This window comes from Pseudomonas sp. LG1E9 (assembly GCF_003290225.1).
GTDB classification, from domain to species: Bacteria; Pseudomonadota; Gammaproteobacteria; order Pseudomonadales; family Pseudomonadaceae; genus Aquipseudomonas; species Aquipseudomonas cyclaminis.
This window is the reverse complement of the sequence record NZ_CP029983.1, coordinates 2,663,886-2,677,474: the sequence shown is the minus strand read 5'-3', so window position 1 is coordinate 2,677,474 and position 13,589 is coordinate 2,663,886. Positions and strand designations below refer to the sequence as shown.

The following is a 13,589-nucleotide window of genomic DNA, read 5'->3' as shown; positions in this document are numbered from 1 at the left end:
GTCAGCGCGAAGGCGTTAAACAGTGAAAGCATCTTGCAGCAGTTTTTCCTGCTGCTCGGCGTGCATCGACGCATAACCACAAGCAGGTGCAGCAGACGCATCACGACCGGCGTACTCCAGGCCCAGGGCCTTGTTGTGGTTGCCGATGCTGCGACGCAGGTGATGCTGGCTGCTGTACCACGCGCCCTGGTTCATCGGTTCTTCCTGACACCACACCACATTGGTGAGGTTGGTGTAAGGCGCGATGATCTCCATGAGGTCATCTTCCGGGAACGGGTAAAGCTGCTCGATACGCACGATGGCGATGTCTTCGCGGCCTTCGGCACGACGTTTTTCCAGCAGGTCGTAGTAGACCTTGCCGCTGCACAGGATCAGGCGAGTGACCTTGGCCGCATCCAGCGTGTCGATTTCTGGAATCACGGTCTGGAACGAACCTTCGGCCAGATCTTCCAGGGTCGAGATGGCCAATTTGTGACGCAGCAGCGATTTCGGAGTCAGCACTACCAGCGGCTTGCGCAGCGGGCGGATCACCTGACGACGCAGCAAGTGGTAGATCTGGGCCGGGGTAGTCGGCACGCACACCTGGATGTTGTGCTCGGCGCACAGCTGCAGGTAACGCTCCAGACGGGCCGAGGAGTGCTCCGGACCCTGACCTTCATAACCGTGTGGCAACAGCATGGTCAGACCGCACAGACGGCCCCACTTGTGCTCGCCGCTGGTGATGAACTGGTCGATAACCACTTGGGCACCGTTGGCGAAGTCGCCGAACTGGGCTTCCCAGATCACCAGCGCCTGCGGCGTGGTGGTCGAGTAACCGTATTCGAACGCCAGTACGGCTTCTTCGGACAGGAACGAATCGTACAGGTCGAAACGCGGCTGGCCTTCGTACAGGTTCTGCAACGGGATGTAGGTGCCCGCATCTTTCTGGTTGTGCAGCACAGCATGACGGTGCGAGAACGTACCGCGGCCGATGTCCTGGCCGGTCATGCGGATCGGGTGACCTTCGAACGCCAGGGTCGCGTACGCCATGGTTTCGGCATAACCCCAGTTGATCGGCAGGCCGCCGGCTTGCATCTTCTGACGGTCTTCGTAGATCTTCGCAACCTGGCGCTGCACCACGAAGCCATCCGGGATTTCCAGCAGCTTGGCGGACAGTTCCTGCAGGGTCTTCAGATCGAACGAGGTGTCGTGACGCGCCGTCCAGGTGTGACCCAGGTACGGACGCCAGTCAACGAACAGCTCTTTGTTCGGTTCCTTGACCAGGCTTTTTACTACATGCAGACCATTGTCCAGCGCGTTGCGGTATTCATCGATCTTCGCCTGAACACGCGCATCGTCAACAATACCGGCCTTGGTCAGGCTTTCGGCATACAGCTCACGGGTGGTGCGCTGCTTGGTGATCTGCTGGTACATCAACGGCTGGGTGCCGCTTGGTTCGTCAGCTTCGTTGTGACCACGGCGGCGGTAGCACACCAGGTCGATCACCACGTCACGCTTGAACTGCATGCGGTAGTCGACAGCCAGTTGGGTCACGAAAAGCACGGCTTCCGGATCATCACCATTCACATGGAGGATCGGCGCCTGGATCATCTTGGCAACGTCGGTGGCGTACTCGGTGGAGCGCGCATCCAGCGGGTTGCTGATGGTGAAGCCAACCTGGTTGTTGATGACGATGTGAACCGTACCGCCGGTCTTGAAGCCGCGAGTCTGCGACATCTGGAACGTTTCCAGGACCACGCCTTGACCGGCGAATGCCGCGTCACCGTGGATGGAAATCGGCAGGACCTTTTCACCAGTGGTGTCGTTACGACGATCCTGGCGCGCACGGACCGAACCCTCGACCACTGGAGAAACGATTTCCAGGTGGGATGGGTTGAAGGCCATGGCCAGGTGAACTTCACCGCCGGTGGTCATGACGTTGGAGGAGAAGCCCTGGTGATATTTAACGTCACCGGAACCCAGCTCGACCTTCTTCTTGCCTTCGAACTCGTCGAACAGCTCACGCGGGTTCTTGCCGAAGGTGTTGACCAACACGTTCAAGCGACCACGGTGGGCCATGCCGATCACGATTTCCTTGGTGCCGTAGGAACCGGAACGCTGGATCAGCTCGTCGAGCATCGGGATCAGGCTTTCGCCGCCTTCCAGGCCGAAACGCTTGGTACCCGGATATTTGGTACCCAGGTATTTTTCCAGGCCTTCCGCTGCGGTCACGCGCTCAAGCAGGTGGCTGCGTACGTCGGCGGACAGCACCGGACGGCCACGCACGCCTTCCAGGCGATGCTGGAACCAGTGGCGTTGCTCGGAATCGGTGATGTGCGTGAACTCAGCGCCAATGGTGCGGCAATATGTCTGCTGCAACGCTTCGTGAATTTCGCGTAGGCTCGCTTCCTCTTTGCCGATGAACAGGTCGCCGGCACGGAAGGTCGTATCAAGATCGGCATTGGTCAAGCCGTAATGATTGATCGACAGGTCAGCAGGTGCAGGACGCTGCCAGAGCCCCAGCGGGTCAAGCTGGGCCGCCTGGTGGCCACGCATCCGGTAGGCCTGGATCAGTCGCAGTACTTCAACTTGCTTCTTCTCGTGCTCACTGCTCACGCTGCCGGCGGAAACCGGTTGGGCGCGGCGCTGGTTCTTTGCCAGCAGCACAAATTGATCGCGAATCGTTGCGTGCGATACATCGGTGGCAGCGTTGCCGTCTGAAGACAACGTCTGAAATTTGGTGCGCCATTCTTCTGGCACAGCGTTAGGGTCGTGCAGGTAGAGCTCATAAAGCTCTTCCACATAGGCAGCGTTACCACCTGAAAGATAGCCGCTGTTCCACATGCGCTGCATCACGCTTTCTTGCATGCTTGGTCACCCTCGATTTGGGGACACCACCGGCGAAAACACCGAGTTTGCTTGCAAAAGGCCAAGTGCAGCGACCAAAACAAGCCACTTAGGATCACGCTGATAGTTCGGGTACCAACCCGAATGCCCCTGCTTGTCTCATTTCTTCAAAATAAGAGCCGCGGCTTTGTAAGTCGCTGCTCAAGTTAAAACTACGGCGCCGGTTGAAGCCTGCGCCGCAGCATTTACGGGCACAACGGTCCTGCTTTGTTACAACGTCGGTTACACGCCGCTTTGCAGCAGCATGTTACGGATGTGACCAATGGCCTTAGTCGGGTTCAGGCCTTTGGGACATACGTTGACGCAGTTCATGATCCCGCGGCAGCGGAATACGCTGAACGGGTCATCCAGCGAAGCCAGACGCTCGGACGTCTTGGTATCACGGCTGTCTGCCAGGAAGCGGTACGCTTGCAGCAGGGCAGCTGGACCCAGGAACTTGTCCGGGTTCCACCAGAAGGACGGGCACGAGGTCGAGCAGCAGGCGCACAGGATGCACTCGTACAGACCGTCGAGCTTTTCACGCTCTTCAGGGGACTGCAGACGCTCGATGGCCGGAGCCGGCGTGTCGTTCTGCAGGAACGGCTTAACTTTTTCGTATTGCTTGTAGAAGATGCTCATATCGACGACCAGGTCACGGATAACCGGCAAACCTGGCAGAGGACGAACGATCAGCTTGTTGCCTTTCACCACGGCGGACAGCGGCGTGATGCACGCCAGGCCGTTTTTGCCGTTGATGTTCATGCCGTCGGAGCCGCAAACGCCCTCACGGCAAGAGCGACGGTAGGAGAAACCTTCGTCCTGCTCTTTGATCAGTGCCAATACATCCAGCACCATCAGGTCTTTACCACCGGTATCGACCTGGAACTCCTGCATGAACGGCGCAGCGTCCTGATCAGGGTTGTAGCGATAAACACTGACTTTCAACATGGCAGCCACCCTTAGTAAGTCCGAATCTTCGGTTCAAACGTCGGAACCGTCTTCGGCGAGAAGTTCACGGCACGCTTGGTTACGCGCTTGTCACCCGGGAAGTACAGGGTGTGGCACAACCAGTTTTCGTCATCGCGGTCTTCAAAGTCTTCACGAGCGTGGGCGCCACGGGATTCTTTACGAACCTCGGCGGCGATCGCCGTCGCTTCAGCCACTTCCAGCAGGTTTTGCAGCTCAAGGGCTTCGATACGAGCGGTGTTGAACGCCTGGCTCTTATCGTTGATCTTGACGTTGGCGATGCGCGTACGCAGGTCAGCCAGCTGGGCAATACCCTTCTGCATGTATTCGCCGGTACGGAACACACCGAAGTAGTTCTGCATGCAGCTTTGCAGCTCGCGACGCAGGGTTGCCACGTCTTCGCCATCAGTGCGCTCGTTCAGGGCGTTCAGGCGGGCCAGGGCAGTTTCGATGTTGGCGTCGGTGGCGTCATCGTATTCGATGCCGTCAGTCAGCGCTTTTTCCAGGTGCAGGCCGGCCGCACGGCCGAATACCACCAGGTCGAGCAGCGAGTTGCCGCCCAGACGGTTGGCACCGTGTACCGATACGCAGGCGACTTCGCCTACTGCGAACAGGCCATGGATGATCTCATCCACACCTTCAGCGTTCTGGGTGATCGCCTGGCCATGAATGTTGGTCGGCACGCCGCCCATCATATAGTGGCAAGTTGGAACAACCGGAACCGGAGCCAGTACCGGGTCAACGTGAGCAAAGGTCTTGGACAGCTCACAGATACCTGGCAGGCGGCTGTGCAGCACTTCCTCGCCCAGGTGATCGAGCTTGAGCATCACGTGGTCGCCGTTCGGGCCACAGCCGTTACCGGCGATGATCTCTTTAACCATGGAACGGGCTACAACGTCACGACCTGCAAGGTCCTTGGCGTTCGGAGCATAACGCTCCATGAAACGCTCGCCGTGCTTGTTGATCAGGTAACCACCTTCACCACGGCAACCTTCAGTCACCAGTACACCAGCGCCGGCGATGCCGGTCGGGTGGAACTGCCACATTTCGATGTCTTGCACCGGCACGCCAGCACGCAGTGCCATGCCGACGCCGTCACCGGTGTTGATCAGAGCATTGGTGGTCGACGCGTAGATACGGCCTGCACCGCCAGTCGCCAGAACAGTCGCCTTGGCGCGGATGTAGGTGGTTTCACCGGTTTCGATGCAGATGGCGATCACGCCGACGAACTCGCCCTTGCCGTTCTTCACCAGATCGACGGCGTAGTACTCGTTCAGGAACGTGGTACCGGCTTTCAGGTTGCCCTGATAAAGGGTGTGCAGCAGCGCGTGACCGGTACGGTCGGAAGCCGCGCAAGTACGGGCAGCCTGGCCGCCTTTACCATAATCCTTCGACTGGCCGCCGAATGGACGCTGGTAGATACGACCTTGCTCGGTACGGGAGAACGGCAGACCCATGTGGTCCAGCTCGAACACCGCCGCAGGGCCTTCCTGACACATGTATTCGATAGCGTCCTGGTCACCGATGTAGTCGGAACCCTTGACGGTATCGTACATGTGCCAGCGCCAGTCATCGTTCGGGTCCGCAGACGCGATAGCGCAGGTGATACCACCCTGAGCCGATACGGTGTGGGAACGGGTCGGGAACACCTTGGTGATCACGGCAGTCTTGTGACCACCCTGGGCCAGCTGCAGCGCTGCGCGCATGCCAGCACCGCCGCCGCCAATAATGATGGCGTCGAAGGAAATAGTTGGAATGTTAGCCATGAATCAGATACCCCAAAGAATCTGCACACCCCAGACGAAGTAAGCGAACATCGCAATGCCGCAGACTGCCTGGAAGAGAAAACGGACTGCAGTCGCGGACTTGCCCAGCGCCATCGGCGTCAGGTAGTCAGTCGCGATGGTCCACATGCCGACCCAGGCGTGAGCGCCCAGGGCTACAAGGGCCAGCAGACTGAAGATTCGCATCGCATTGTGGGCAAACAGGCCGTGCCATTGCTCATAGCCGATGCCCGGGTTTGCGACGAGGTATCCGATCAGGAAAATGAAATAAGCCGCGAGAACGACCGCAGACACACGTTGTGCCATCCAGTCATAGAGGCCCGAACGCGAAAGGTTCGTAACGCTGGTTACCATATCCAAACTCCTGCCAGAACGATCAGCACCACGGAAATGGCGATGATGATTTTCGAGCCCAGGCGGCCGCCTTCCAGCGTCTCACCGATACCCGCATCCATGATCAAGTGGCGCACACCGGCTACCAGGTGATACAGCAGAGCGGACAGGAGGCCCCATGCTACGAACTTGGCCAGCGGGCTGGTCAAGCATGCCTTCACCTCGGCGTAACCTTCCTCGGAACCCAGGGATTTGCTCAATGCATAAAGCATGATGCCCAAGCCCAGGAACAGGATGATGCCGGAAACACGGTGCAGGAACGACGTAACGCCGGTGATGGGGAGTTTGATGGTCCTTAGGTCTAGGTTTACAGGTCGTTGGCTATTCACGGCTTTTTTTCACACTGAAGAGCCCCTAACAATCAGGGCAAAGTTGTTGGGGAGTGCACTGGTCAGGTAAGCACCACCCAGGGAGTGCGACCCCCAATGAAAGCAAGCCCAAAAGCCCTTGGCGGTCGGTGGCCGAGTATAGACAGTTAGGTTACTAATGACAACGCGCGCACCTCACCCTAATAGCGGATTGCGCTGGCGGGATAAAAGGCGTAAATGGCAGCCAATTTCGAGGAAAAAGTACGGTTAAAGCCTTCTGGGGCAAGACTTTAGGCAAATTGACATCTGAATTTATCTCACTATAGTGGTGCGGGCCCTGCGTGGGGGGTCTGTCTGATGATTTGAAGCATAAATAGGAGGCCACATGGCTGACAAAAAAGCGCAGTTGATCATCGAGGGCGCAGCCCCCGTCGAGCTGCCCATTTTAACCGGCACCGTTGGTCCCGATGTTATCGACGTACGGGGCCTGACGGCCACGGGCCGTTTCACTTTCGACCCAGGCTTCATGTCGACCGCCTCTTGCGAGTCGAAGATCACCTATATCGACGGCGACAATGGCATCCTGCTACATCGGGGCTACCCGATCGAGCAACTGGCTGAAAAGTCGGACTACCTGGAAACCTGCTACCTGCTGCTAAATGGCGAACTGCCAACAGCCGAGCAAAAAGCCCAGTTCGTCAGCACCGTGAAGAACCACACCATGGTTCACGAGCAGTTGAAGACCTTCTTCAACGGCTTCCGTCGCGACGCCCACCCGATGGCCGTCATGTGCGGCGTGGTTGGCGCCCTGTCGGCCTTCTATCACGACTCCCTCGACATCAATAACCCGCAGCATCGCGAAATCTCCGCGATCCGCCTGGTTGCGAAGATGCCGACGCTGGCCGCAATGGTTTACAAGTACTCCATGGGTCAACCCATGATGTACCCGCGCAACGACCTGACGTACGCGGAAAACTTCCTGCACATGATGTTCAACACGCCGTGCGAGATCAAACCGATCAGCCCGGTGCTGGCCGCTGCGATGGACAAGATCTTCATCCTCCACGCCGACCACGAACAGAACGCCTCGACGTCCACCGTACGCCTGGCAGGCTCTTCGGGTGCCAACCCGTTCGCCTGTATCGCCGCCGGTATCGCCGCACTGTGGGGCCCTGCCCACGGCGGTGCGAACGAAGCCGTATTGACCATGCTCGATGAAATCGGCGATGTCTCGAACATCGACAAATTCATCGCCAAGGCCAAGGACAAGAACGATCCGTTCAAGCTGATGGGCTTCGGTCACCGGGTCTACAAGAACCGCGACCCGCGCGCCACCGTGATGAAGAAGACCTGCGACGAAGTGTTGAAGGAACTGGGCATCAAAAACGATCCGCAACTCGAACTGGCCATGCGCCTGGAAGAGATCGCCCTGACCGACCCGTACTTCATCGAACGCTCGTTGTACCCGAACGTCGACTTCTACTCGGGGATCATCCTCAAGGCGATCGGCATTCCTACCAGCATGTTCACCGTGATCTTCGCCCTGGCGCGGACCGTGGGCTGGATCTCCCACTGGAAAGAAATGCTCTCCAGCCCGTACAAGATTGGCCGCCCGCGCCAGCTGTACACCGGCTACGAGTCGCGTGATATCTCCAAGTTGGAAGATCGCAAGTAAGCAATCCGCTTAGTTGTACTGAAAACGGCCTCCCTTAGTGGAGGCCGTTTTTGTTGGTGTTGCCTGGTCTACCGCTATCGGGGGCAAGCCCCCTCCCACATTGAGCTGCATTCCAAAAGATGGGCTCGGTTAACTGTGGGAGGGGGCTTGCCCCCGATGGCATTGGCACAAACACCACAAAACCCAAGGCAAAAAAATACCCCGGCCTTTCGACCGGGGTATTTCTTATTCAGCTACATCTTAGTGATTAACCGCCCCGCTCGCCCCCAGGCCAGTCTGCGAACGCACAAACTGCGGGAAGTACAGCGCACGCTCTTTCTCTGCCGCCGCCGACTTGTCGGTGATGGAGAAGAACCAGATACCCACGAACGCGATGATCATTGAGAACAGCGCCGGGTATTCGTACGGGAAGATGGCTTTTTCATGGTGCAGGATCGAGACCCAAATGGTCGGGCCAAGGATCATCAGGCCAACGGCGCTGATCAAGCCCAGCCAGCCGCCGATCATGGCGCCACGGGTGGTGAGGTTTTTCCAGTACATGGAAAGCAGCAGTACGGGGAAGTTACAGCTCGCGGCAATGGAGAACGCCAGGCCAACCATGAACGCGATGTTCTGGCTTTCGAACAGGATACCCAGGCCGATTGCCAATACACCCAAGGCCACGGTGGTGATCTTCGACACGCGAATCTCATCCTTGTCGTTGGTTTTGCCTTTCTTGATCACGCTGGCGTACAGGTCGTGGGACACCGCCGAAGCGCCGGCCAGGGTCAAACCTGCAACCACGGCCAGGATGGTGGCGAAGGCCACGGCCGAGATGAAGCCCAGGAAGATACTGCCACCCACCGCGTTGGCCAGATGCACCGCTGCCATGTTGTTACCGCCCAGCAAGGCGCCAGCTGCATCCTTGAACGCCGGATTGGTGCTGACCAGCAGGATCGCGCCAAAGCCGATGATAAAGGTCAGGATATAGAAGTAGCCGATAAAGCCAGTGGCATACAGCACGCTCTTACGCGCTTCCTTGGCGTCGCTTACGGTGAAGAAGCGCATCAGGATGTGCGGCAGGCCGGCGGTACCAAACATCAAGGCCAGGCCCAGGGAGAATGCGGAGATCGGATCTTTCACCAGACCGCCGGGACTCATGATCGCCTCACCTTTAGGGTGAACCTTGATCGCCTCGGAGAACAGCATGTTGAAGTCGAAGTTGACGTGCTTCATCACCATCAGCGCCATGAACGAAGCACCCGACAGCAACAGCACCGCCTTGATGATCTGCACCCAGGTGGTCGCCAGCATGCCGCCGAAGAGCACATACATGCACATCAGGATGCCCACCAGGATCACTGCAACGTGGTAATCCAGGCCGAACAGCAGTTGGATCAATTTGCCCGCGCCCACCATCTGCGCGATCAAGTAGAACGCCACTACCACCAGCGACCCACACGCCGACAGGGTGCGGATCTGGGTTTGCCCCAGACGGTACGACGCCACGTCGGCAAACGTGTATTTGCCCAGGTTGCGCAGGCGCTCGGCGATCAGGAACAGAATGATCGGCCAGCCCACCAGAAAGCCGATCGAGTAGATCAGGCCATCGTAGCCAGAGGTGTACACCAGCGCGGAAATACCCAGGAACGACGCCGCCGACATATAGTCGCCAGCAATCGCCAGGCCGTTCTGGAAACCCGTGATCTTGCCGCCAGCCGCATAGTAGTCGGCTGCGGACTTGTTACGCTTGGAAGCCCAGTAAGTGATGCACAAGGTGGCACCGACGAACGCGACGAACATCACGATGGCCGAGACGTTCAACGGTTGCTTTTGCACTGCACCGGTCAATGCGTCCGCCGCCCAAACGGCCGGAGCAAACAGTGAAGCGCCGAATATTGCCAATAGACGCCGAATCATTGCGCAGCCTCCTTGAGAATCGCATTGTTCAGGTCGTCAAACTCGCCGTTGGCCCGGCGCACATAGATGCCGGTCAGGATGAAGGCGGACACAATCAGCCCGACGCCCAGGGGAATGCCCCAGGTAATCGACGAACCGGGGCTGAGCTTGGCCCCCAGCACTTGTGGCCCGTAGGCGATCAACAGGATGAAAGCGGAGTAAAGCCCTAGCATGATTGCCGAGAGAATCCAGGCGAATCGTTCCCTTTTTCTCACCAGCTCCTTGAAACGCGGGCTGTTTTGAATCGAGAGGTAAATGCTGTCGTTCATTGTTTTTATCCTCGCAGCACAGCTTTTTTATTATTGGAACATAGCTACTGTATGCGGCTGCGGAACAGGTTCCAGACGACCTTAGTAGTAGATCGAGTGTAGCGAGGGTTTGTGAGAACACAGGAAGATTTGCGGGGGACAAATATTAATGTGGGAGGGGGCGTGCCCCCTCCCACAAAGGTGCATCGGGGAAATTACTTAGCGAGCCATTCGGCTACACGCTCAGGGTGCTTGGCGACCCAATCCTTGGCCGCTGCGTCAGGCTTGGCGCCTTCCTGGATAGCGAGCATGACTTCGCCGATTTCATCCTTGGAGGCCCACTGGAATTTCTTCAGGAAGGCCGCGACTTCCGGCGCTTTCTTCTCCAGGCCCTTGCTGCCGATGCTGTTGACGGTTTCAGCAGCACCGTAGATCCCTTTTGGATCGTCCAGGAAGCGCAGTTTCCACTTGGCGAACATCCAGTGTGGCACCCAACCGGTAACCGCAATGGATTCCTGCTTGTCTTCGGCACGGGTCAGTTCGGCGATCATGGCTGCGCCCGAACTGGCCTGCAGCTTGTAGTCCAGGCCGTAGGCCTTGATCGCTTCGTCGGTCTTGAGCATCACGCCTGAACCGGCGTCGATACCGACGATTTTGTTCTTGAAGGTGGTATCGGTCTTGAGGTCCTCGATGGACTTTGCCTTGACGTACTCCGGCACGATCAGACCGATCTTCGCATCCTTGAAGTTGGGGCCGTAGTCGACCACCTTGTCCTTGTTCTTGGTCCAGTATTCACCGTGGGTCACGGGCAGCCAGGCGGACAGCATGGCGTCGAGTTTGCCGGTGGCCACGCCTTGCCACATGATCCCAGTGGCGACCGCTTGCAGTTTCACGTCATAACCGAGCTTTTGCTTGATCACTTCTGCCGCCACATGAGTGGTGGCAACGCTGTCCGACCAACCATCCACGTAGCCGATGCTCAGGGTTTTGCTGTCGGCGCTGGCCAGTGTGGAGCTCATCGCAACTACCAGAGTGGCAACTGCGCCCAAGAGTCGTCGCATCTTCATCGTACTTCCCCGAAAGTGCTGCGCCCGACGGATGCCGAGCGACGTCAACCTGTTGTTATGTGGTGCACCGCGCCGCCTTCACGCGCATCGATCCGGTGGCTGCGACATCAGTGGAATGCTGACACCCTGATCATCAACCTGCCGACGCCGTCGACCTGCTCTGTCAGCGACCTTATGCAAGCAAGAAACGACATCACATCGCCAGCAGGACGTTTCCTGGAACATGGCGTCAATATTCCGCCCGAACTTTGCATGTCAAAATCATGCAGCCCCACTGGGAAGGGACAAATCCGGGTAAGATGCGCGCCTTTGCTCCCCCAGATAAGCCGACCATGCCCGCGACTGCCCGCTTCCCTGCCCTGCCCTATTGCTTCGCCCTGATCCTCGGCCTGCTGGCCCTGGTCGGCTATTGGTATGGCCTCGGCCGTCCAGTGGTGCTGCCGGATGTCGCCAGTGCCAGCCATAAACTGCAATGCGCGTCCTACACGCCGTTCGATAAAGACCAATCCCCCTTCGACCAGCCGTTCAAGCTGCGCCCCGAGCGCATGGACGCCGACCTGGCCCTGCTGGCCACCCGCTTCGAATGCATCCGCACCTACTCGATGACCGGCCTGGAAGCCCTGCCCGACATGGCGCGCAAACATGGCTTGAAGGTGATGGCCGGCGCGTGGGTCAGCAGTGATCCGGTGGCCACCGAAAAAGAGATCGATGAGCTGATCGCGGCGGCCAACGCCAACCCGGACGTCGTGACCTCGGTGATCGTCGGCAACGAAGCCCTGCTGCGCAAGGAAGTCACTGCCGCGCAACTGGTGAAGCTGATCCAGACCGTCAAAAGCCAGATCAAACAACCCGTCACCTACGCCGACGTCTGGGAGTTCTGGCTGCAACACCCGGAAATCGCCCCGGCGGTGGACTTCCTGACCATTCACCTGCTGCCCTACTGGGAAGATGATCCGTCGAGCATCGACCAGGCCCTCAAGCACGTGGGCGATGTGCGCCAGACCTTCGGCAACAAGTTCGCGCCCAAGGACGTGCTGATCGGCGAAACCGGCTGGCCCAGCGAAGGCCGCCAGCGTGAAACGGCCGTGCCGAGCCGGGTCAATGAAGCCAAGTTCATGCGCGGCTTTGTGGCCATGGCTGAAGCCAATGGCTGGCGCTATAACCTGATCGAAGCGTTCGACCAGCCGTGGAAGCGCGCCAGCGAAGGTGCGGTAGGCGGCTACTGGGGCCTGTTCGATGCTGATCGCCAGGAAAAGGGCATTCTCGCCGGGCCCGTGACCAATGTGCCGTACTGGCCGCTGTGGTTGGGGGTGGGCGGGATCATCCTGCTGGGGACACTGGCGCTCGGCGGCCGGGTTCGCAGGACACGTGCCGCGATCCTGCTGCCGTTGCTCGGCGCAGTGGCAGCCTGTTCCATCGGCTCCTGGGCCGAGCTGACCCGTGTGACTGCACGCTTTACTGATGAGTGGGTGTGGGCCGGCTTACTCGTGGCGCTGAACCTGCTGGTGCTGGCTCACGCGGCCCTGGCCTTGAGTGCCCGTGAAGGCTGGCGCGAACGGGCGTTCATCTGGTTGGAACAACGTGCAGGCTGGCTGGTGGCAATCGCTGGGTTCGCGGGTGCGGTGATGATGCTCGCACTGGTGTTTGACCCACGCTACCGCAGCTTCCCGAGTGCGGCACTGCTGCTGCCGGCCCTGGTGTACATGGTTCGCCCGGTGACCGGGCCGCGTCGGGAAATCGCGCTGCTGACCTTCATTATCGGCGCCGGTATCGCGCCGCAGCTGTACCGAGAAGGCCTGTTGAACCAGCAGGCATGGGGTTGGGCGCTGGTCAGCGGGTTGATGGTGGTGGCTTTGTGGCGGTGCTTGCGGGTGCGCAGGGCCTAAGACCGCTATCGGGGGGGGCAAGCCCCCTCCCACATGAGAACGCATTCCAAAGGTGGGAGGGAGTTTGCCCCCGATTGGCCCTATCAGGCGCCCCGCGGCTGCCTGACCAACCGCAATCCCGCAATCACCACCGCAAACACCGCAAATGTGGTGTTGTACAACGCCAGCGCCGGCAACCCGAACACCAGCCCCAACACCGCCAAACCCCAGCCTGCGCGGCCCGGCACGAAAAACGCCAGCACCGAGGTGATCAGCGCCGCCCAGCCCAGCACCTTGAAGTGAATCATCAACCCCAGGTTCCCACGCAGTTGGCATTCCCAGCGGCTGGCCTCGTCAGCGCAAATCCCCACCCAGCGGCCATCTTCCATAAAACCGTAGCGCGCACCATAACTGGCGGCCAGCCATAATGGCAGGGCAATAAGCAGCAAAATCAGCGGCAAACGACGGGACATGGGGCAC

Annotated in this window: 11 protein-coding genes; 2 read left to right on the top strand and 9 right to left on the bottom strand. The window is 59.0% G+C overall.

Annotated features, from left to right (window positions below):
- Positions 1–15: 15 nt before the first annotated feature.
- The 5 genes from DNK50_RS12640 to sdhC all read right to left on the bottom strand — a co-directional run bounded on the left by DNK50_RS12640 (position 16) and on the right by sdhC (position 6,337).
- Entirely contained in the window at positions 16–2,847 is a 2,832-nt protein-coding gene (locus tag DNK50_RS12640; RefSeq protein ID WP_099586743.1) for a 2-oxoglutarate dehydrogenase E1 component, read from the bottom strand.
- A gap of 261 nt (positions 2,848–3,108) precedes the next feature.
- Complete coding sequence (locus tag DNK50_RS12635; RefSeq protein ID WP_003172807.1) at positions 3,109–3,813, bottom strand: succinate dehydrogenase iron-sulfur subunit; 705 nt, start codon at positions 3,811–3,813, stop codon at positions 3,109–3,111.
- An 11-nt stretch (positions 3,814–3,824) separates the two neighbouring features.
- A complete protein-coding gene (sdhA, locus tag DNK50_RS12630; RefSeq protein WP_099586744.1) occupies positions 3,825–5,597 on the bottom strand; it encodes a succinate dehydrogenase flavoprotein subunit in 1,773 nt (590 codons plus the stop codon).
- A 3-nt stretch (positions 5,598–5,600) separates the two neighbouring features.
- A complete protein-coding gene (gene sdhD, locus DNK50_RS12625; protein ID WP_003233245.1) occupies positions 5,601–5,969 on the bottom strand; it encodes a succinate dehydrogenase, hydrophobic membrane anchor protein in 369 nt (122 codons plus the stop codon).
- Positions 5,963–6,337, bottom strand: coding sequence for a succinate dehydrogenase, cytochrome b556 subunit (gene sdhC, locus DNK50_RS12620; protein ID WP_016979564.1), 375 nt, complete (start codon positions 6,335–6,337; stop codon positions 5,963–5,965). The genes sdhD and sdhC overlap by 7 nt, the downstream gene beginning before the upstream one ends.
- 364 nt (positions 6,338–6,701) lie before the next feature.
- Here sdhC and gltA point away from each other — a divergent pair, with 364 nt between their 5' ends.
- Positions 6,702–7,991: a citrate synthase gene (gene gltA / locus DNK50_RS12615; protein WP_099586745.1), complete on the top strand. Its 1,290-nt coding sequence runs from the start codon at positions 6,702–6,704 to the stop codon at positions 7,989–7,991.
- A gap of 240 nt (positions 7,992–8,231) precedes the next feature.
- Here the strand turns inward: gltA and DNK50_RS12610 are convergent, their stop codons facing one another.
- The 3 genes from DNK50_RS12610 to DNK50_RS12600 all read right to left on the bottom strand — a co-directional run bounded on the left by DNK50_RS12610 (position 8,232) and on the right by DNK50_RS12600 (position 11,244).
- Positions 8,232–9,890, bottom strand: a complete 1,659-nt coding sequence (locus DNK50_RS12610; protein ID WP_099586746.1) for a cation acetate symporter — start codon at positions 9,888–9,890, stop codon at positions 8,232–8,234.
- On the bottom strand, positions 9,887–10,198 hold the full coding sequence (locus DNK50_RS12605) for a DUF485 domain-containing protein (protein ID WP_016972153.1): 312 nt from the start codon (positions 10,196–10,198) through the stop codon (positions 9,887–9,889). Before DNK50_RS12605 ends, DNK50_RS12610 begins: the two co-directional genes overlap by 4 nt.
- A 194-nt stretch (positions 10,199–10,392) precedes the next feature.
- Positions 10,393–11,244, bottom strand: coding sequence for a glycine betaine ABC transporter substrate-binding protein (locus DNK50_RS12600; RefSeq protein ID WP_112194318.1), 852 nt, complete (start codon positions 11,242–11,244; stop codon positions 10,393–10,395).
- Positions 11,245–11,576: 332 nt separating this feature from the next.
- Here DNK50_RS12600 and DNK50_RS12590 point away from each other — a divergent pair, with 332 nt between their 5' ends.
- The gene (locus DNK50_RS12590; protein WP_112194316.1) at positions 11,577–13,130 is read left to right on the top strand and encodes a glycosyl hydrolase family 17 protein; all 1,554 of its coding nucleotides are present in this window, start codon (positions 11,577–11,579) and stop codon (positions 13,128–13,130) included.
- 83 nt (positions 13,131–13,213) lie between these two features.
- Here DNK50_RS12590 and DNK50_RS12585 read toward each other — a convergent pair whose 3' ends face one another.
- The gene (locus DNK50_RS12585) at positions 13,214–13,582 is read right to left on the bottom strand and encodes a hypothetical protein (RefSeq protein WP_112194315.1); all 369 of its coding nucleotides are present in this window, start codon (positions 13,580–13,582) and stop codon (positions 13,214–13,216) included.
- Positions 13,583–13,589 lie beyond the last annotated feature (7 nt).